Origin of the sequence: Streptomyces sp. NPDC059696, assembly GCF_042733745.1 — a bacterium.
Lineage (GTDB): Bacteria > Actinomycetota > Actinomycetes > Streptomycetales > Streptomycetaceae > Streptomyces.
On sequence record NZ_JBHWFG010000042.1, the window covers coordinates 1 to 18845 of the forward strand.

The 18845-nt window shown below is 70.6% G+C and carries 15 protein-coding genes; 3 read left to right on the top strand and 12 right to left on the bottom strand.

The window, feature by feature from the left end:
* Positions 1-65: 65 nt before the first annotated feature.
* From pssA to ACFV20_RS32185, 9 genes are all read right to left on the bottom strand, one after another.
* Positions 66-848: a CDP-diacylglycerol--serine O-phosphatidyltransferase gene (pssA, locus tag ACFV20_RS32145; protein ID WP_037832427.1), complete on the bottom strand. Its 783-nt coding sequence runs from the start codon at positions 846-848 to the stop codon at positions 66-68.
* 58 nt (positions 849-906) lie between these two features.
* Complete coding sequence (locus ACFV20_RS32150; protein WP_053671161.1) at positions 907-1563, bottom strand: phosphatidylserine decarboxylase; 657 nt, start codon at positions 1561-1563, stop codon at positions 907-909.
* A gap of 170 nt (positions 1564-1733) precedes the next feature.
* On the bottom strand, positions 1734-2939 hold the full coding sequence (locus ACFV20_RS32155) for an acyl-CoA dehydrogenase family protein (RefSeq protein ID WP_361921659.1): 1206 nt from the start codon (positions 2937-2939) through the stop codon (positions 1734-1736).
* A 2-nt stretch (positions 2940-2941) separates the two neighbouring features.
* Entirely contained in the window at positions 2942-3454 is a 513-nt protein-coding gene (locus ACFV20_RS32160) for a MaoC family dehydratase (protein WP_016431745.1), read from the bottom strand.
* A gap of 5 nt (positions 3455-3459) precedes the next feature.
* Complete coding sequence (locus ACFV20_RS32165; RefSeq protein WP_361299735.1) at positions 3460-4422, bottom strand: CoA ester lyase; 963 nt, start codon at positions 4420-4422, stop codon at positions 3460-3462.
* Positions 4419-6467, bottom strand: a complete 2049-nt coding sequence (locus ACFV20_RS32170; RefSeq protein WP_385663233.1) for a protein meaA — start codon at positions 6465-6467, stop codon at positions 4419-4421. Before ACFV20_RS32170 ends, ACFV20_RS32165 begins: the two co-directional genes overlap by 4 nt.
* Before the next feature lie 17 nt (positions 6468-6484).
* Complete coding sequence (ccrA, locus tag ACFV20_RS32175; protein WP_385663236.1) at positions 6485-7828, bottom strand: crotonyl-CoA carboxylase/reductase; 1344 nt, start codon at positions 7826-7828, stop codon at positions 6485-6487.
* A gap of 383 nt (positions 7829-8211) precedes the next feature.
* Positions 8212-9021, bottom strand: coding sequence for a TetR family transcriptional regulator (locus tag ACFV20_RS32180; RefSeq protein WP_385663239.1), 810 nt, complete (start codon positions 9019-9021; stop codon positions 8212-8214).
* 160 nt (positions 9022-9181) lie between these two features.
* Positions 9182-10987, bottom strand: a complete 1806-nt coding sequence (locus ACFV20_RS32185; RefSeq protein ID WP_385663242.1) for a 3-hydroxyacyl-CoA dehydrogenase family protein — start codon at positions 10985-10987, stop codon at positions 9182-9184.
* A gap of 391 nt (positions 10988-11378) precedes the next feature.
* Between ACFV20_RS32185 and ACFV20_RS32190 the strand changes: the two genes are divergently transcribed.
* The gene (locus ACFV20_RS32190) at positions 11379-11954 is read left to right on the top strand and encodes an adenylosuccinate lyase (RefSeq protein ID WP_385663245.1); all 576 of its coding nucleotides are present in this window, start codon (positions 11379-11381) and stop codon (positions 11952-11954) included.
* 2 nt (positions 11955-11956) lie between these two features.
* On the opposite strand, the gene ACFV20_RS32195 is transcribed toward ACFV20_RS32190, so the two are convergent.
* From ACFV20_RS32195 to ACFV20_RS32205, 3 genes are all read right to left on the bottom strand, one after another.
* Positions 11957-12481 (bottom strand): GNAT family N-acetyltransferase, encoded by a 525-nt coding sequence (locus ACFV20_RS32195; RefSeq protein ID WP_385663248.1) that lies wholly within the window; start codon positions 12479-12481, stop codon positions 11957-11959.
* Between the two features lie 156 nt (positions 12482-12637).
* Positions 12638-14221 carry an alpha/beta hydrolase gene (locus tag ACFV20_RS32200; RefSeq protein ID WP_385663251.1) on the bottom strand — a complete coding sequence of 528 codons (1584 nt, stop codon included), beginning with the start codon at positions 14219-14221 and terminating at the stop codon, positions 12638-12640.
* Between the two features lie 274 nt (positions 14222-14495).
* Positions 14496-15536: an Rv2578c family radical SAM protein gene (locus ACFV20_RS32205; RefSeq protein ID WP_385663255.1), complete on the bottom strand. Its 1041-nt coding sequence runs from the start codon at positions 15534-15536 to the stop codon at positions 14496-14498.
* A 170-nt stretch (positions 15537-15706) separates the two neighbouring features.
* Here ACFV20_RS32205 and ACFV20_RS32210 point away from each other — a divergent pair, with 170 nt between their 5' ends.
* The gene (locus ACFV20_RS32210) at positions 15707-16150 is read left to right on the top strand and encodes an SRPBCC family protein (protein WP_385663258.1); all 444 of its coding nucleotides are present in this window, start codon (positions 15707-15709) and stop codon (positions 16148-16150) included.
* Between the two features lie 163 nt (positions 16151-16313).
* Positions 16314-18704, top strand: a complete 2391-nt coding sequence (locus tag ACFV20_RS32215) for an MFS transporter (protein ID WP_385663261.1) — start codon at positions 16314-16316, stop codon at positions 18702-18704.
* Positions 18705-18845: the final 141 nt, after the last annotated feature.

The following is an 18845-nucleotide window of genomic DNA, read 5'->3' on the forward strand; positions in this document are numbered from 1 at the left end:
TATCGGTAATGGGGGGGGCCCGGGCCTCGAAGGCCCGGGCCACACCCGTTCGTGCGATGCCGGGATCAGGGCAGCTGCGCCGCCCGCGCCTCCCGGCGGTTGCCGCGGAAGTTGTTCACGCGCCGGGCCGTCGCGAACAGCGGGATCACCGCGCCCATGACCAGCTGGAGCGCACAACCCGTCTGGAGCAGCAGCTGGCCGCTCGGCGCGTCGAACGCCCAGGCGGCCATCATGCCCATGCCCACGACGATCCAGGACAGCATCGCCACCGCGAGCCGGCCCCGCGGCTTCGGGTACTCCACGCGGCTCACCATCAGCCACGCCGTCCCGAGGATCGCCAGCAGCGTCGCCACGAAGGGCAGCTCCAGCAGCACGATGGACACGACCGTCAGTGCGCCGAACGGTGACGGCATGCCCTGGAAGGTGCCGTCCTTGACCGTGACGCACGAGAACCGGGCAAGCCGCAGCACCACCGCCAGCAGCACCACGATCGCCCCGACCGCCGCGACCCGCTGGTACGCGCCCTCGGCCACCATGCCGTAGACGAGGACGAAGTACGCCGGCGCCAGGCCGAAGCTGATCAGGTCGGACAGGTTGTCCAGCTCGGCGCCCATGGGGGAGGAGCGCAGCTTGCGCGCCACCAGACCGTCGAACAGGTCGAAGACCGCCGCGCACAGCATCAGGATGACCGCCGTGGCCGCGCTGTTGCGCGCCATGCCGGACTCCTGGCTGCCCATGAGGTCCGGGATCAGGATGCCGGTGGTGGTGAAGTACACCGCCATGAAGCCGCACGTCGCGTTGCCGAGCGTCAGCGTGTCCGCTATCGACAGACGAAGAGAAAGAGGCATCTCCTCTTCCTCGTCCACCTCGTCGGCCTCCGGGACCCAGCCGGCCTTGGTATCAGGATCAATCACGGTCAATGCGAGTCACCCCCGCCACGGTCTTCTGACCGACCTCGACCGCGACCTCCACGCCCTCGGGCAGGTAGAGGTCCACGCGCGAGCCGAAGCGGATCAGGCCGATCCGCTCGCCCTGCTCGACCTTGGTGCCCTCGGGCAGGTACGGGACGATGCGGCGGGCGACCGCGCCGGCGATCTGGATCATCTCGATGTCGCCGAGCTCGGTGTCGAAGTGCCAGACGACACGCTCGTTGTTCTCGCTCTCCTTGTTGAAGGCGGGAACGAAGCCACCGGGGATGTGCTCGACCGACGTCACCGTGCCGGCCAGCGGCGCGCGGTTGACGTGGACGTTGAGCGGGCTCATGAAGATCGCGACGCGGGTGCGGCCGTCCTTCCACGGCATGATGCTCTGCACCACACCGTCGGCGGGCGAGATGACCCGGCCCTGGGTGATCTCGCGCTCGGGGTCGCGGAAGAACCACAGCATCCCCGCCGCCAGCGCGGTGGCGGGAACGGCCACGGCCTTGGCGGCGCCGGAGCGGCGCGCGCGGGCGAGGCTGAGTGCTGCGGTGGCGACGGTCGGAAGGAGCCACGGCGATGCTCCGCGCGCGAGGCGTACGCCGGCCCGGCTGTCGCGAGGTGCAGAGGTTTGGCTGTGGGGCATGGATGACCTTCGTAGCGGATGATGCCGCACTCTGACGGGGGACGGCGGCTTTCCGGCGATCGTAGCGGCTCGGAGCCGTAACTGGGTAAGCCAGGCAGCCGAGTCGGCGGCAGAAGAGTGTTGACGGGGTGTGATCTTCTTCTCCAAGAAAACACCCCGTATCCGGACATCTAGCCCTGGAATCGATACTCTTCGAGCAGCCGCCTGCCGATGATCATTTTCTGGATCTCGGCGGTACCTTCACCGATGAGCAGCATCGGGGCCTCGCGGTAGAGGCGCTCGATCTCGTACTCCTTGGAGAAGCCGTAGCCGCCGTGGATCCGGAAGGCGTCCTCGACGACCTCCTTGCAGTATTCGGAGGCGAGGTACTTCGCCATCCCTGCTTCGAGGTCGTTTCGCTCCCCGGAGTCCTTTTTGCGAGCTGCGTTCACCATCATCGCATGGGCGGCCTCGACCTTGGTAGCCATCTCGGCCAGCTTGAACTGGATCGCCTGGTGCTGGGCGATCGGCTTGCCGAAGGTGTGGCGCTGCTGCGCGTACTGGACGCCCAGTTCGAACGCACGCTGAGCGACGCCGCAACCACGTGCCGCCACGTTCACCCGGCCGACCTCGACCCCGTCCATCATCTGGTAGAAACCACGGCCGGTGACCCCGCCGAGCACGCGATCCGCAGGAATCCGCAGGCCATCCATGATGAGTTCGGTGGTGTCGACCCCCTTGTAACCCATCTTGTCGATCTTGCCGGGGATCGTGAGGCCCGGACGCACCTCGCCGAAGCCGGGCTCCTTCTCGACCAGGAAGGTGGTCATCGACTTGTGGGGCGCCGTGCCCTCGGGGTGACCTTCGTCACTTCTGACCAGAACGGCCACCAGAGACGACGTTCCGCCGTTCGTCAGCCACATCTTCTGGCCGTTCAGGACGTACTCCTCGCCGTCCTTCACCGCCTTCGACGTGATCGCCGACACGTCCGAGCCGAGGGCCGGCTCCGACATCGAGAAGGCGCCCCGGATGTCGCCGGCCGCCATCCTCGGCAGGAAGTGGTCCTTCTGCTCCTGCGTGCCGTGCTGCTTGAGCATGTACGCCACGATGAAGTGGGTGTTGATGATGCCGGACACCGACATCCACCCGCGGGCGATCTCCTCCACGCACAGCGCGTAGGTCAGGAGCGACTCGCCCAGACCCCCGTACTCCTCGGGGATCATCAGGCCGAACAGGCCCAACTCCTTCAGCCCGTCGACGATCTGCTGGGGGTACTCGTCGCGGTGCTCCAGCTCGGTCGCGACCGGAATGATCTCCTTGTCCACGAAGTCCCGGACAGTGGACAGGATCTCCTGCTGGACGTCCGTCAGACCGGCGGTCTGGGCGAGTCGCGCCATGGCTACTTCTCCTGCTCCTTGAGCTCGGGGCGGCCGGGCTGCTCGCCGCCGCGCTCCTTGATGTACGTCTCGGTCGGCACCATCACTTTGCGGCGGAACACACAGACCAGCGTGCCGTCCTGCTTGTAGCCCTTGGTCTCGACGTGCACGATGCCGCGGTCGTTCTTCGACTTCGACGGCCACTTGTCGAGCACGGTCGTCTGGCCGTAGATGGTGTCGCCGTGGAAGGTCGGCGCCACGTGCTTGAGCGACTCGATCTCCAGGTTGGCGATGGCCTTGCCGGAGATGTCCGGCACGGACATGCCGAGCAGCAGCGAGTAGATGTAGTTCCCGACGACGACGTTCTTGCCGAAGTCCGTCGTCTTCTCCGCATAGTTCGTGTCCATGTGGAGCGGGTGGTGGTTCATGGTGAGGAGACAGAACAGGTGGTCGTCGTACTCCGTGACCGTCTTTCCCGGCCAGTGCTTGTACGTCGCCCCGACCTCGAACTCCTCGTAGGTGCGCCCGAACTGCATCGCGCTCAGCCCTCCGGAATCTCGAACTTGCTGGTGCGCTGCATACCGGCGGCGCGGCCCTTGCCGGAGATGACCAGGGCCATCTTGCGGCTGGCCTCGTCGATCATCTCGTCGCCGAGCATCGCCGAGCCCTTCTTGCCGCCCGCCTCGGACGTGTAGTAGTCGTACGCGTCCAGGATCAGCTCGGCGTGGTCGTAGTCCTCCTGGGAGGGCGAGAAGATCTCGTTGGACGCCTCGACCTGACCCGGGTGCAGCACCCACTTGCCGTCGAAGCCGAGCGCGGCGGCGCGCTGGGCGACCTCGCGGTAGCCGTCGATGTTGCGGATCTGCAGGTAGGGGCCGTCGATCGCCTGGAGGTTGTTGGCGCGGGCGGCCATCAGGATCTTCATCAGGATGTAGTGGTAGGCGTCCGCCGGGTAGCCGGGCGGCTGCTCGCCCACGACCAGCGACTTCATGTTGATGGACGCCATGAAGTCGGCCGGGCCGAAGATGATGGTCTCGACGCGCTGGGACGCCGTCGCGATCTCGTTGACGTTGTTCAGGCCCTGCGCGTTCTCGATCTGCGCCTCGATGCCGATCTTGCCGACCTCGAAGCCCATCGTCTTCTCGATCTGCGTCAGCAGCAGGTCCAGGGCGACGACCTGCTGGGCCGTCTGCACCTTCGGCAGCATGATGCAGTCGAGGTTCTGGCCGGCGCCCTCCACGACCGTGACGACGTCGCGGTAGGTCCACTCGGTCGTCCAGTCGTTGACGCGCACGACCCGCGTCTTGCCCGTCCAGTCACCCTCGTTGAGGAACTTGACGATGGTGTGCCGCGCCTCGGGCTTGGCGAGCGGGGCGCACGCGTCCTCCAGGTCGAGGAAGACCTGGTCCGCGGGGAGGCCCTGGGCCTTCTCCAGGAAGCGCGGGTTCGAGCCCGGTACCGCCAGGCAGGAACGCCGGGGGCGAAGGCGGTTGACCGTGGTCATGCGGGGACCTCCAGGGGGTCGAGCTTGTTCGCTTTCCGGATCTCGTCGACGATGCGGCCGATGATTCCGGTGATGTCGAAGTCCTTCGGGGTGAAGACCGCGGCCACTCCGGCTTCCCTGAGCTGCTCGGCGTCACCATTCGGGATGATGCCACCGGCGATCACGGGGATGTCTGTGGCACCGGCCACACGCAGCCGTTCGAGGACGTCCGGCACCAGCTGGGCGTGCGAGCCGGACAGGATCGACAGGCCCACCGCGTGCACGTCCTCGGCGAGGGCCGCGTCCACGATCTGCTCCGGCGTCAGCCGGATGCCCTGGTAGACCACCTCGAACCCGGCGTCACGCGCACGGACCGCGATCTGCTCGGCGCCGTTGGAGTGACCGTCCAGGCCGGGCTTGCCCACCAGGAAGCGCAGCTTGCCCACGCCCAGGTCCTCGGCCGTCATGTCCACCTTGCGGCGGACCAGGTCGAGCGCGCTGCCCGCCTCGACGGGCACGGCCACCGGCGCCGAGGAGACACCCGTGGGCGCCCGGAACTCGCCGAACACCTCGCGCAGCGCCCCGGCCCACTCGCCGGTGGTCGCGCCGGCACGGGCGCACTCCAGGGTGGCCTCCATGAGGTTCTCGTCGCCGCGTGCGGCCTCCTTCAGCCGCTCCAGGGCCTTGCAGGGGCGCGGGTGGTTGAAGGGCGGCTGGTAGCGGCTGTCGCGCCACTGCTCCAGCCCGGCGATGACCCGGGCCTCGACCGCCGGGTCCACCGTCTGGATCGCGGTGTCCAGGTCGGCGGTCAGCGGGTTCGGCTCGGTGCCCTCGAAGGCGTTGACGCCGATGATCTTCTCCTGGCCGGACTCGATCCGGCCCCGGCGCTCGGCGTGCGAGGCGACCAGCTGCGACTTGAGGTAGCCGGACTCGACGGCCGCCATCGCGCCGCCCATCTCCTGGATGCGCTCGATCTCGGCGGACGCCTCCTCGACCAGCTGCTCCACCTTGGCCTCGATCACCTTCGAGCCCTCGAAGATGTCCTCGTACTCCAGCAGATCGCTCTCGTAGGCCAGCACCTGCTGGATGCGCAGCGACCACTGCTGGTCCCAGGGGCGGGGCAGGCCCAGGGCCTCGTTCCAGGCGGGCAGCTGCACGGCACGCGCGCGGGCGTCCTTGGAGAGGGTGACGGCCAGCATCTCCAGGACGATCCGCTGGACGTTGTTCTCCGGCTGCGCCTCGGTCAGGCCCAGGGAGTTGACCTGGACGCCGTAGCGGAAGCGGCGCTGCTTGGGGTTCTCGATGCCGTACCGCTCGCGGGTGATGCGGTCCCAGATGCGGCCGAACGCCCGCATCTTGCACATCTCCTCGATGAAGCGGACGCCCGCGTTCACGAAGAACGAGATGCGCGCCACGACATCGCCCATGCGCTCCTGCGGCACCTGGCCGGAGTCGCGCACGGCGTCCAGGACGGCTATCGCGGTGGACATCGCGTACGCGATCTCCTGGACCGGCGTGGCGCCCGCCTCCTGCAGGTGGTAGCTGCAGATGTTGATCGGGTTCCACTTCGGGATGTGCGAGACCGTGTACGCGATCATGTCCGTCGTCAGGCGGAGCGAGGGCCCCGGCGGGAAGACGTGCGTCCCCCGGGACAGGTACTCCTTGACGATGTCGTTCTGGGTCGTGCCCTGGAGCTTGGTGATGTCCGCGCCCTGCTCCTCGGCGACGACCTGGTAGAGCGCCAGCAGCCACATGGCGGTGGCGTTGATCGTCATCGAGGTGTTCATCTGCTCCAGGGGGATGTCCTGGAACAGCCGGCGCATGTCACCGACGTGCCCGATCGGCACGCCGACCCGGCCGACCTCGCCGCGGGCGAGGACGTGGTCGGAGTCGTAGCCGGTCTGCGTGGGCAGGTCGAACGCCACCGACAGACCTGTCTGGCCCTTGGCGAGGTTGCGCCGGTACAGCTCGTTGGACGCCTCGGCCGTGGAGTGACCGGCGTACGTGCGCATGAGCCACGGCCGGTCCTTCTCCCGCTTCACCTCGGCGGGCTGACGCTCAGTCATCTATGACCCCGGGTGTCTCAGATGTTGCGGAAGCGGTTGATGGCGTCGATGTGCTGGGCGCGCTTCTCCTGGTCGCGCACGCCCAGGCCCTCCTCGGGGGACATGCACAGCACGCCGACCTTGCCCTGGTGCAGGTTGCGGTGCACGTCGAACGCGGCCTGGCCGGTGTCCTCCAGGGAGTACACCTTCGACAGGGTGGGGTGGATCTTGCCCTTCGCGATGAGCCGGTTGGCCTCCCAGGCCTCGCGGTAGTTGGCGAAGTGCGAACCGATGATCCGCTTCAGCGACATCCACAGGTAGCGGTTGTCGTACTCGTGCATGTAGCCGGAGGTTGAGGCGCAGGTGGTGATGGTGCCGCCCTTGCGCGTCACGAAGACGCTCGCGCCGAAGGTCTCACGGCCGGGGTGCTCGAAGACGATGTCGATGTCCTCGCCGCCGGTCAGCTCGCGGATGCGCTTGCCGAAGCGCTTCCACTCCTTGGGGTCCTGGGTGTTCTCGTCCTTCCAGAACTTGTAGCCCTCGGCGTTGCGGTCGATGATCGCCTCGGCGCCCATCGAGCGGCAGATGTCCGCCTTCTGGTCGCTGGAGACGACACAGATCGGGTTGGCGCCGCCGGCCAGCGCGAACTGGGTGGCGTAGGAGCCGAGTCCGCCGCTCGCGCCCCAGATCAGGACGTTGTCGCCCTGCTTCATGCCGGCGCCGTTGCGGGAGACCAGCTGCCGGTAGGCGGTGGAGTTGACCAGACCGGGGGCGGCGGCCTCCTCCCACGACAGGTGGTCGGGCTTCGGCATCAGCTGGTTGGACTTGACCAGGGCGATCTCGGCGAGGCCGCCGAAGTTGGTCTCGAAGCCCCAGATGCGCTGCTCGGGGTCGAGCATCGTGTCGTTGTGGCCGTCGCTGGACTCCAGCTCGACGGACAGGCAGTGCGCGACGACCTCGTCACCGGGCCGCCAGGCGTTGACGCCCGGGCCGGTGCGCAGCACGACGCCCGCGAGGTCGGAGCCGATGATGTGGTACGGCAGGTCGTGGCGCTTGGCCAGCTCGCTGGTGCGGCCGTAGCGCTCCAGGAACCCGAAGGTGGACAGCGGCTCGAAGATCGAGGTCCACACCGAGTTGTAGTTCACCGACGAGGCCATGACGGCCACCAGGGCCTCGCCCGGGCCGAGCTCGGGCAGCGGCACCTCGTCCAGGTGGATCGACTTGCGCGGGTCCTTCTCGCGGGTCGTCATGCCCGCGAACATCTCCGTCTCGTCCTTGTGCACGGTGATCGCGCGGTACGACTCGGGGAGCGGGAGGGCGGCGAAGTCCTCCGACGTGGAGTCGGTCGACTGGATCGCGGCCAGGATGTCCTTAACGGTCACGGTGTTGCCTCCGGCGGTGAGCGCCCTGAGGGAGGGGCGCCGATGGTTACGTCGGTGCTGCTGAGGGTTGAGGTTGTGCCGTCGGTTCGGCGGTGGTGCTGTTCGGCAGCGCATGGTGGCGCGGGAGGTTGCCTGTGACGCAGGCGTCCGGGCGTGCAGGCGGGTTCGGCCTGCCGGGACGTCGTCCGGACTCCTTCAACGTATGACACCGCGTGTCACCCCGCAAGGCACTGAGTGCCAGAACTTGGCCTCAGATGAAATCTTTACGTAACACATGAGCGATGATCGATCGAACGGGCTTTTCAAGAGCCTGCAAAACGCCCCCTGACATGCCAAAACGGCCACCCCGGGGGGTGGCCGTCATCACACACGTGGAGGGGCGTTCAGCGCTCCTTGAGTGCCTGCTCGATGGTCCGCATGACCTCGTCCAGCGGCGCGTCAGTACGGGCGACGGTCACCAGCACCTCGCCCTGCGCCGAGGCGGTGGCCACGGCCGCCTGCGGTTCCGTGGAGCGCCCGGCCCCGATGCCGGTGCCGAACGTCTTGCGCACGATCGCGAAGGCGTGGTCCAGCTGCGCCTCCACGTCGCCCTGGCCGCCCGCGCGCAGCCAGCGCCGCAGCACGTGGTTGTGGGCCGTGACCACCGCGGACGCGGCGACCTCCGCCAGCAGCGGGTCGTCGTTGGCGTCGTCGGCGTGCGCCCGCTCGTCGAAGTGGCCGAGCAGGTAGCGGGTGAACAGGCGCTCGTAGCGGGCCACCGACGCGATCTCCGCCTCGCGCAGGGTGGGCACCTCGCGCGTCAGCTTGTAGCGGGCCACCGAGATCTCCGGCCGGGCCGCGTACATCCGCATGACTTCCTTGATGCCGCGGCACACCGTGTCGAGCGGATGCTCGTGCGCGGGCGCGGCGTTGAGCACCGCCTCGGCGCGGATCAGGGTGTCGTCGTGGTCGGGGAAGATCGCCTCTTCCTTGGAGCGGAAGTGGCGGAAGAACGTGCGCCGGGCGACGCCGGCCTGGGCCGCGATCTCGTCGACGGTGGTCGCCTCGTACCCCTTGCTCGCGAACAGCTCCATCGCTGCGGCCGCCAGTTCCCGGCGCATCTTGAGCCGCTGGGCGGCGGCACGCGAGCCGGCGGCACTCTCCGGCGCGTCGGCCGTGGCGGGTGTACGTGAGGACTTGGCGGGCTGGGGCATGCCCTGAACGTACTGCATGTGCGCAGCTCGCCGCGCATGACCCGGTTCCGTCCCGGCCCCCGGGGGCGGGGGAGGGGCGGCCCGGCCGGCCGGGTGGAACCGGTCCGGACCGAGCAGGCCGCCCCACTCGGCGCCGGACCGGAACCGGTCGCCGGGACGCTCAGCGCTTGGCATATTCGCGGAAGCCACGGCCGGTCTTGCGGCCGAGGCAGCCCGCGGCCACCAGGTGCTCCAGCAGCGGCGCCGGGGCGAGCCCCGGGTCGCGGAACTCGCGGTGCAGGACCTTCTCGATGGCGAGCGAGACGTCCAGTCCGACGACGTCCAGCAGCTCGAACGGGCCCATCGGGTAACCGCCGCCGAGCTTCATCGCCGCGTCGATGTCGTCGAGGGAGGCGTAGTGCTCCTCGACCATCTTGATCGCGTTGTTCAGGTACGGGAAGAGCAGCGCGTTCACGATGAAGCCGGCCCGGTCACCGCAGTCGACCGGGTGCTTCCGGATCCGGGCGCACACCTCGCGGACCGTGGCGTGCACGTCGTCGGCGGTCAGGACCGTGCGGACGACCTCGACCAGCTTCATGGCCGGCGCCGGGTTGAAGAAGTGCATCCCGATGACGTCCTGCGGGCGCGAGGTGGCCCGGGCGCAGGCGACGACCGGCAGCGAGGAGGTCGTGGTGGCCAGGATCGCGCCCGGCTTGCAGACCTTGTCCAGCGCCGCGAACAGCTGCCGCTTGACCTCCAGGTCCTCCGCCACCGCCTCGACGGCCAGGTCGACCCCGGCGAAGTCCTCGTAGGTGCCCGTGGCCGTGATGCGGTCCAGGGTCTCGGCGGCCGCCTCGGCGGTCATCCGGCCCTTGTCGACCGAGCGGGACAGGGACTTGCCGATCCGGGCCTTCGCGGTCTGCGCCTTCTCCGCGCTGCGGGCGGCGAGGACCACCTCGTGCCCGGCCTTGGCGAAGACCTCGGCGATACCGGAGGCCATGGTGCCCGAACCCGCGACACCGACCGAGCGGATCTCCCGGCCGGGGACCAGGTCGCCGCCCTCCAGCGGGGTCAGCGCGTCCCGCACGACGACCGCGCTGCCCGGCGCCTCGTACGTGTAGAAGCCGCGCCCCGCCTTGCGGCCCGTCAGGCCCGCCTCGCTGAGCTGCTTGAGGATCGGGGCCGGGGCGTGCAGACGGTCGCGGGAGGCGGCGTACATGGCCTCCAGAACCGTGCGCGCGGTGTCGACGCCGATCAGGTCCAGCAGGGCCAGCGGACCCATGGGCAGCCCGCAGCCCAGCCGCATCGCGGCGTCGATGTCCTCGCGGGAGGCGTACTTCGCCTCGTACATCGCGGCCGCCTGGTTGAGGTAGCCGAACAGCAGGCCGTCCGCGACGAAACCGGGCCGGTCGCCGACCGCGACGGGCTCCTTGCCCAGGTCGAGCGCCAGATCGGTGACGGCCGTGACGGCCGCCGGGGCGGTCAGCACCGAGGAGACGACCTCGACCAGCTTCATGGCCGGGGCGGGGTTGAAGAAGTGCAGGCCCAGCACCCGCTCGGGACGGGAGGAGTCCGCGGCCAGCCGGGTCACGGACAGGGCGTTGGTGCCGGTCGCCAGGATCGTCTCCGGGCGCACGATCCCGTCGAGTTCCCGGAAGATCTGCTGCTTGATCTCGTACGACTCCGGGGCCACCTCGATGACCAGGTCGGCGTCGGCGGCGGAACGCAGGTCGGCGGAGGTGCGGACCCGGCCGAGGATCTCGGCGCGCTCCTGCTCGGTCAGCCGACCGCGCTCGACGCCACGGGCGGTGGAGGCCTCCAGCGCGGCGACGCACTTCGCGGCCTGGGCCTCGCTGATGTCGATGCCGACGACCGTGCGGCCGGCCTGGGCGAGGACCTCGGCGATGCCGGTGCCCATCGTGCCGAGGCCGACGACGGCGACGGTCCGCAGCGGGGACAGGGACGGGTCGGAAAGGGGAGTGGCCATCGCGGGACTCCAGGATGAGGGTGACGACGGGGAACGCGCTCCGGGTGCGCCGGAGGCGGCCCGGCAGGGGCCGGACCACGGGCGCACCGGGTGCGTGGTGAAGTGCGGGTGTTGGCCGGGCTGCGAAGCGCACACGCCCGGTGCCGCGCCGCGGGCGTGCACACGCCCGTGGGACGGCGGATCCGACCGGCCCTGTCCCGGGGCCGAGCCGTACTGCGGTACCTGAGGCACCGAACCGACTGCTCCCGCGACAGCCGCGTCACCAGACCGCCGCGAGGAATGCGAGTGGGTAACTCGCTCGTCTGAGCTTAACTGGCGGGTAACGAGCGCGCCAGCCCTCGTCTTTGTGATGTACGTCCCGCCCGGCTCCCCACGCCCTAACCTCTGATCCATGGACGAAGAGTTGCGATCACTCACGGAGCGCTTACGGCGGGAGTCGGGGGCCTCGCCCGCGTTCGAGCGGCTCGTGGCGACCGACGACCCCGACGCCCTGGCGGCGGTGCTGACCGAGCCCGGGCAGCCGTTGTGGGCGAGGGAACTGGCCGCGTTCCGGCTGGGGCTCGCGCAGGACCGGCGGGCGTTCGAGGCGCTGGTGCTGCTGCTCAACCACCGTGATCCCCCGCGCTGCGCCTCCGCCGCCCACGCCCTGGCCCGGCTCGGCGACCCGCGCACCGCCCGCGCGGCCGCCGCCCTCGCCACCAACGAACTGCGCGTCGCCTACGCCCTGCACCCGGTACGGCTCCTGGTCGAGCTGCGGGCGCCCGAGGCGGTGCCCGCGCTGATCACCACGCTCCGGCGGCGGCTGCGCCCGCACGACCCGTACCGCCGCGTGGCCCTCGCCTGCGTGGACGGGCTCGGCGCGCTGGGCGACGTCCGGGCCGGACCCGTGCTCAACGAGGCCCTCGCGCACCCGGCGCTGGCCGAGGCGGCGGTGCGGGCGCTGGGGCGGATCCCGAAGCAGAGGTGAGATCAGCGGGGGAGCGGCATGGCGTACCGCACCTCGGGGACCTCGACCCCGTCCACCTCGAACGGCTCCTCGGCGCCGTCCGCCCGGAACCCGGCCCGCTCGTAGAAGCGGCGGGCCCGGACGTTCTCCTTGAGCACCCACAGCAGGAGACTGCCGTGGCCCGCGGCGCGGCAGCGGGCCACGGACTCCGTGAGCAGGGCCCGCCCCACACCCCGCCCCACCCGGTCCGGGTGCGCGTAGAGGGCGTACAACTCGGCGTCCCGGGTGCGGACTTCCCCCTCCCGGTACGGCCCGTGGCACGCCCAGCCGGCGAGCCCGCCGCCGGCGTCCTCGGCGACCAGGTTCACCACGCCGCCGTCGCCCTGTGCCAGGTACGCACGACGCCGCTCGGCGTCCGCCTCGACGCTGAGCCCGTCCAGGTAGGACTGCGGGATCAGGCCCCGGTAGGCGCTGCGCCAGCCGCCGACGCGGATCTCCGCGACGCGGTCGCAGTCGGCGAGCGTCATCTCCCGTATCCGCAGGCTCATGACGCGACCTGGAGGCGGAGCGGGGCGGCCGCGGCGACGCCGTCGGGGGCGGTGGTCCTCGTCGGTTCCTTCATGGCCCCATGGTGGACCACGGCATCGACGGCACCGACGGCACCGCCCCCGACGGGTCGTCAGCCGCTCGCCGGCGGGGGCCGCTCAGCGTCGGAATCCGAGCAGGCCGTGCAGTGCCGGGCCGTTCGAGGAGGCCGGCGTCGCCTTCGCGGCCGCCGCAGCGGGTTTCGGGTCGGGCAGCGCCTCGCAGACCGCGTCCGCCTCGCCGTGCCCGCGCGGCACGGTGCCGTCGGCCAGGTAGGCCGCCAGGTGCGCGTCCAGACAGGCGTTGCCGCTCAGCGTCACGCCGTGGTTGCCGCCGCCCTCCTCCACGACCAGGCTGGAGCCCGCCAGCAGACGGTGCATGGTGACGCCGCCCTCGTACGGGGTGGCCGCGTCGCCGGTCGCCTGGAACAGCAGCACCGGCGGCACTTTCCCGTTCGCCACGTTCAGCGGGCGCAGCGAGCCGGCCGGCCAGAACGCGCACGGTGCGTTGTACCAGGCGTTGTTCCAGGTCATGAAGGGCGCCTTCTCGTACACCGCCCAGTTGTCCTCGCGCCACCGCCGCCAGTCCCGCGGCCACCCGGCGTCCCGGCACTGCACCGACGTGTAGACGCTGTAGCCGTTGTCGCCGGAGGCGTCGACCGCGCCGAAGTCCTCGTACGCCTCGACGAGCGGCTCCGGGTCCTTGTCGTTCACGTACGCCGCGAACGCCTCGGCGAGGATCGGCCAGTAGCCGTTGTAGTAGCCGCCGGGGATGAAGGTGTCCTCCAGTTCCGAGGCGCCGACCCGGCCGCCCGCCGGCTTCTTCGCGAGGGCCGCGCGCATCGCGTACCACCCGGCCTCGACCTTCTCCGGATCGGTGCCGAGCCGGTACGCCGGGTCGTTCCGGGCGACCCAGGCCAGGAAGGCGCGGTGGCGGTCGTTGAAGGCCACGTCCTGGTTGAGGTTGGCCTCGTACCAGACGGCGGTCGGGTCGACCACGGAGTCCAGCACCATGCGCCGGACCCGCTCCGGGAAGAGCCGGGCGTAGACCGCCCCCAGGTAGGTGCCGTACGAGTAGCCGAAGTAGCTGATCCGCGGCGCGCCCAGGGCCTGCCGGACGGCGTCCAGGTCGCGTGCGGCGCCGGTGGTGTCGATGTGCGGCAGGAGATGCGCGTACTTCTTGCCGCAGGCGGCGGCGAAGGACCGGGCGCGGTCGAGGTTGGCCCGCTCGATCGCGGGTGCCGTCGGCAGTGAGTCCGGGCGGACCGGGTCGAAGTGGCCCGGCCGGCAGTCCAGTGCGGGCCCGCTCGCGCCGACGCCGCGCGGGTCGAAGCCGACGACGTCGTACTGGGCCGCGACCTTCGCGGGCAGCGCCGACGCGACGAACCCGGCGAGCTTCAGCCCGCTGCCGCCGGGGCCGCCGGGGTTGACCAGGAGCGGGCCCTTCGAGGTCCGGGCGGTGTGCGGGACGCGGGACAGGGCGAGGGTGATCTTCTCGCCCTGTGGCCTTGCGTGGTCGAGCGGCACCTTCAGCGACGCGCACTGGAGCGTCGGGTGGTCCTCGGTGGCGCAGCTCTTCCAGGAGAGCCCGGCGTACCGAGGGGTGGTCGCGGTGCCGGACGCGCCCGCCTCGGCGGGAACGGCCGTGCAGGTGCCGGCCAGGACGACGGCGGCGCCGCACAGCGCGACTGCCCGTTTTCTCATGGAGTCCTCCCGGGACGGCGGGATGTCGGACCGCTGGGGTCGCCGTCCTCGCGGCATCGTCCCGGAAAGCGGTCCCGGAAGAACTCATTGCGTACAGCTCATGACCCGATCGGATCTTCGGATGCCCTCGAATGCCCGTTTCACGGGGGCAGCCGGCCGATCCTCCTGAGGAGCGAGGGCCGGGTCCTGGAGGAGCGAGGGCCGGGTCCTGGAGGAGCGAGGGCCGGGTCCTGGAGGAGCGAGAGCCGGGTCCTGGAGGAGTGAGAGCCGGGTCCTAGAGGAGCGAGAGCTGGGTCGGTCCCGCGACCGGCGGCTCGGGGGCCGGCTCGGGAGGGCTGATGCGGCGCGGCGCCCCCGCGCGGGTGGGTCCGATGCCGTACTCCTCGGCCAGTTCGTGCACCTGACGGGTGATCCGCCGCTGGTACCACTTCGGGGCGTACGAGCCCTCCGCGTACATCCGCTCGTAGCGGGCCACCAGGTGCGGGTGGTGCTGCCCCAGCCACGCCATGAACCACTCGCGGGCGCCGGGCCGCAGGTGCAGGACCAGCGGCGTCACGGACGTGGCGCCGGAGTCCGCGATCGCCCGTACGGTGGCGCGGAGTTGGGCCGGGGTGTCGCTCAGGAACGGGATCACCGGCGCCATCAGCACCCCGCAGCCGATGCCGTGGTCGCTGAAGGCGCGCACGACCTCCAGGCGCCGTTCGGGCGCGGGCGTGCCCGGCTCGACGGTGCGCCAGAGCTCCTGCTCGGTGAAGCCGACCGAGACGGAGATGCCCACGTCGGTCACCCGCGCCGCCTGCTTGATCAGCTCCAGGTCGCGCAGGATGAGCGTGCCCTTGGTGAGGATGGAGAAGGGGTTCGCGTGGTCGCGCAGCGCCGCGATGATGCCCGGCATCAGGCGGTAGCGGCCCTCGGCGCGCTGGTAGCAGTCGACGTTCGTGCCCATGGCGATGTGCTCGCCCTGCCAGCGGCGCGAGCCGAGCTGCCGGCGCAGCAGCTCCGGCGCGTTGGTCTTGACCACGATCTGGCTGTCGAAGTCGAGACCCGTGTCGAGGTCCAGGTAGCTGTGCGTCTTGCGGGCGAAGCAGTACACGCACGCGTGCGAGCAGCCCCGATAGGGGTTGACCGTCCACTGGAACGACATCCGCGACACCGCCGGCACCCGGTTGATGATCGAGCGGGCCCGGATCTCGTGGAAGGTGATCCCGCGGAACTCCGGTGTGTCGAAGGTACGCGTGACCACCGCGTCCGCGCCGAACAGCGCGGCATCGGCCCGGCTGTGTTCGGAGTCCACGGTGAGGTTCTCCCAGCGCATGACGCCTCCTCGGTAGCACTGACCACAGAATAGAACACATGTTCCCTTGATCGTGCGAGGGTGTTTTCCGAACGCGTTCGGCCACGCCCGGCCACCCCGATTTGGGCGGCCGGGCGGCGGGGTGGTTGGCTTGCCCCGACCCCCGAGCAACCAGGTCCTGGAGGAAAGCGATGGCGCAGGTCGAGGCCACTACGGAGCGGATCGTCGCGGCGGACGCGGAGACGGTGTTCGACGCCCTCGCCGATTACAGCGGCACGCGCGCGAAGCTGCTGCCCGAGCAGTTCAGCGAGTACGAGGTCCGGGAGGGCGGCGACGGCGAGGGCACCCTCGTCCACTGGAAGCTCCAGGCCACCAGCAAGCGCGTGCGCGACTGCCTCCTGGAGGTCACCGAGCCCACCGACGGTGAGCTGGTCGAGAAGGACCGCAACTCCTCCATGGTCACCACCTGGCGGGTCACCCCGGCCGGCGAGGGCACGTCCCGGGTCGTCGTGACCACGACCTGGACCGGCGCCGGCGGCATCGGCGGCTTCTTCGAGAGGACCTTCGCACCCAAGGGGCTCGGCCGGATCTACGACGCGATGCTCGCCAAGCTCGCCTCCGAGGTCGAGAAGTAGTCCTCGGGCCTCCCAAAACGCGCAGAACCAAGGGGTGTTGCAGCCCCTCACCGGTTCGGGTGATCTCCGTACGGCCCGCTCCTGTGCCGTAACTCGTCGCGCTTGCTCGTAGTTGTCGCTTTTACGCGGGAATGGTGCGGCAGCGCGACGAGGGGAGCGGTGAGTGGGCGGGATCACTCTGACGCAGGACGAACCGGCGGTGGCACCCCCCGATGCTCCCGTGCCACCACCGGATCCGCACGGCGGCCCGAGCCCGCGCCGGGTGCGGCTCGTCTTCTTCGCGCTGATGCTGGCCCTGCTCCTGGCCGCCCTGGAGCAGATGATCGTCGCCACCGCGCTCCCGAGGATCGTCGGAGAACTGCACGGCCTGGACCGGATGTCGTGGGCGATCACCGCCTACCTGCTCACCGCCACCGTCGGCCTCCCGATCTACGGCAAGCTCGGCGATCTCCTCGGCCGCAAGGGCGTCTTCCAGTTCGCGATCGTCGTCTTCGTCGTCGGCTCCGCGCTCGCGGGCCGGGCGCGCACCATGGACCAGCTGATCGCCTTCCGCGCCCTGCAGGGCGCCGGCGCGGGCGGCCTCATGATCGGCGTCCAGGCCATCATCGCGGACATCGTGCCGCCCCGGCGGCGCGGCCGCTACATGGGCCTGATCGGGGCGGCCTTCGGTCTGGCCTCGGTGGCCGGACCACTGCTCGGCGGCTACTTCACGGACCACCTCTCCTGGCGCTGGTGCTTCTACGTCAACGTCCCCTTCGGCCTGGTCACCCTGGCCGTCGTCGCCGTGACACTGAAGCTCCCCAAGCCGGCCGCGCGGGCCCGGCTGGACGTCCTCGGCGCCCTGCTGCTGACCGCCGCCTCCACCTGCCTGGTCCTGCTGACCAGTTGGGGCGGCACCGAGCACGCCTGGGACTCGCGCGTGATCCTCGGCCTCGCCGCCGGGGCACTGGCGGCGACCGTCCTCTTCCTCGTCACCGAGCGCTTCGCCGTCGAACCCCTCATCCCCCTGCGGCTGTTCAAGGACTCCGTCTTCAACGTCACCGGCCTGGTCGGCCTGGTGACCGGCGTGGGCCTGTTCGGCGCCGCCAGCTACCTGCCCACGTATCTCCAGATGGTCGACGGGGCGACCGCCACCGAGTCGGGTCTGCTCATGCTGCCGATGATGGCCGGCATCGTCGGCGCCTCGATCGTCGTCGGCCAGCTCATCAGCCACACCGGCCGCTACAAGGCCTACCCGATCCTCGGCGGCGCCCTCTCCGCCGTCGGCATGTGGCTGCTGTCGCGGCTGGAGACCGGCACGCCCCGGCTGCACTACAGCATCTGGATGGCCGTCCTCGGCGCCGGCATCGGCATGGTGATGCCGGTGCTGATCCTCGCCGTGCAGAACTCCGTGCGCCCCGCCGACCTCGGCACCGCCACCAGCGCCAACAACTACTTCCGGCAGATCGGCGGCAGCGTCGGGGCCGCCGTCTTCGGCACCCTCTTCGCGGACCGCCTCGCCGACGCCCTCCACGAGCGCCTCCCCGCGCGCGGCGGCGCCGGGCTCCCGGACCCCGAGTCCCTCACCCCGCAGCTCGTGCACGCCCTGCCCCCGGCCCTGCGCGACGACTACATCCGGGCGTACGCCGACGCCATGCCGCGGATCTTCCTCTACCTGGTGCCGGTGCTCGTCCTCGGACTGGTCATCGCCCTCTTCCTCAAGGAGAAACCCCTGGTGTCCCACAACGTCCCCGTCACCGACCCGGACACGGCGCCGGGGAACGCCCCGGTCCCGCAGGCCCGGACCGCGTACGCCGCCGGTGTGCCCGTGTGCGGCTCGGTACAGCACCACGACGGAACCGTCGTACCCCGCGCGGCGCTCACGCTCATCGACGTCACCGGGCAGCAGACCGGACGGGTCGCGAGCGGCGAGGACGGGCGCTACGCCCTGGCCACCCCCGGCCCGGGCTCGTACGTGCTGATCGCCGCGGCCGGCGGCCACCAGCCGCAGGCGGTCACGGTGACCGTCGGCGAACGGCCCGTCGAGCTCGACATCGTCCTCGGCGGCGCCGGGAACCTCGTCGGAACCGTCGTCACCGCCGACGGCACGCCCGTACGGGACGCCACCGTCACCCTCACCAACGTGCACGGCGAGGTCGTCGCCACCACCCGCAGCGGCCGCGAGGGCGGCTATGTCATCACCGACCTCGTCGCCGGCGAGTACACCCTCGCCGCCAGCGCGCCCGCCTTCCGCCCCGCCGCGCTTCCCGTCACCGTCCAGGCGTCCCGCGAGACCCGCCGGGACATCGAGCTGGCCGGCGGCGCCGTGCTGCGCGGCACGGTGCGGGCGGGCGGCGGCCGGCCCGTGGAGGACGCGCGCGTGACCCTGCTCGACGTGGCGGGCAACGTGGTCGACACCCTCACCACCGGGGCCGACGGCACGTTCCGCTTCGTCGACCTGTCCTCCGGCGAGTACACCGTCATCGCCGCCGGCTACCCACCGGTCGCCACCGTGCTCCAGGTCGCCGGAGGAGGCCGCACCGAGCGGGACCTCCAGCTGAGCCACGAGGACTGAACGGGCACCGGCCGGCACCGGAGCGCACCGGCGCGCGGGGTCGCACGCCGGTGCGAACCCCGCGGCGGGCAATTCCCGCGTTGCCTCACATCGCCGCCTCCCCTCGCCGTACGGTGGTGACGCCGGGACAGATCTTGCGTC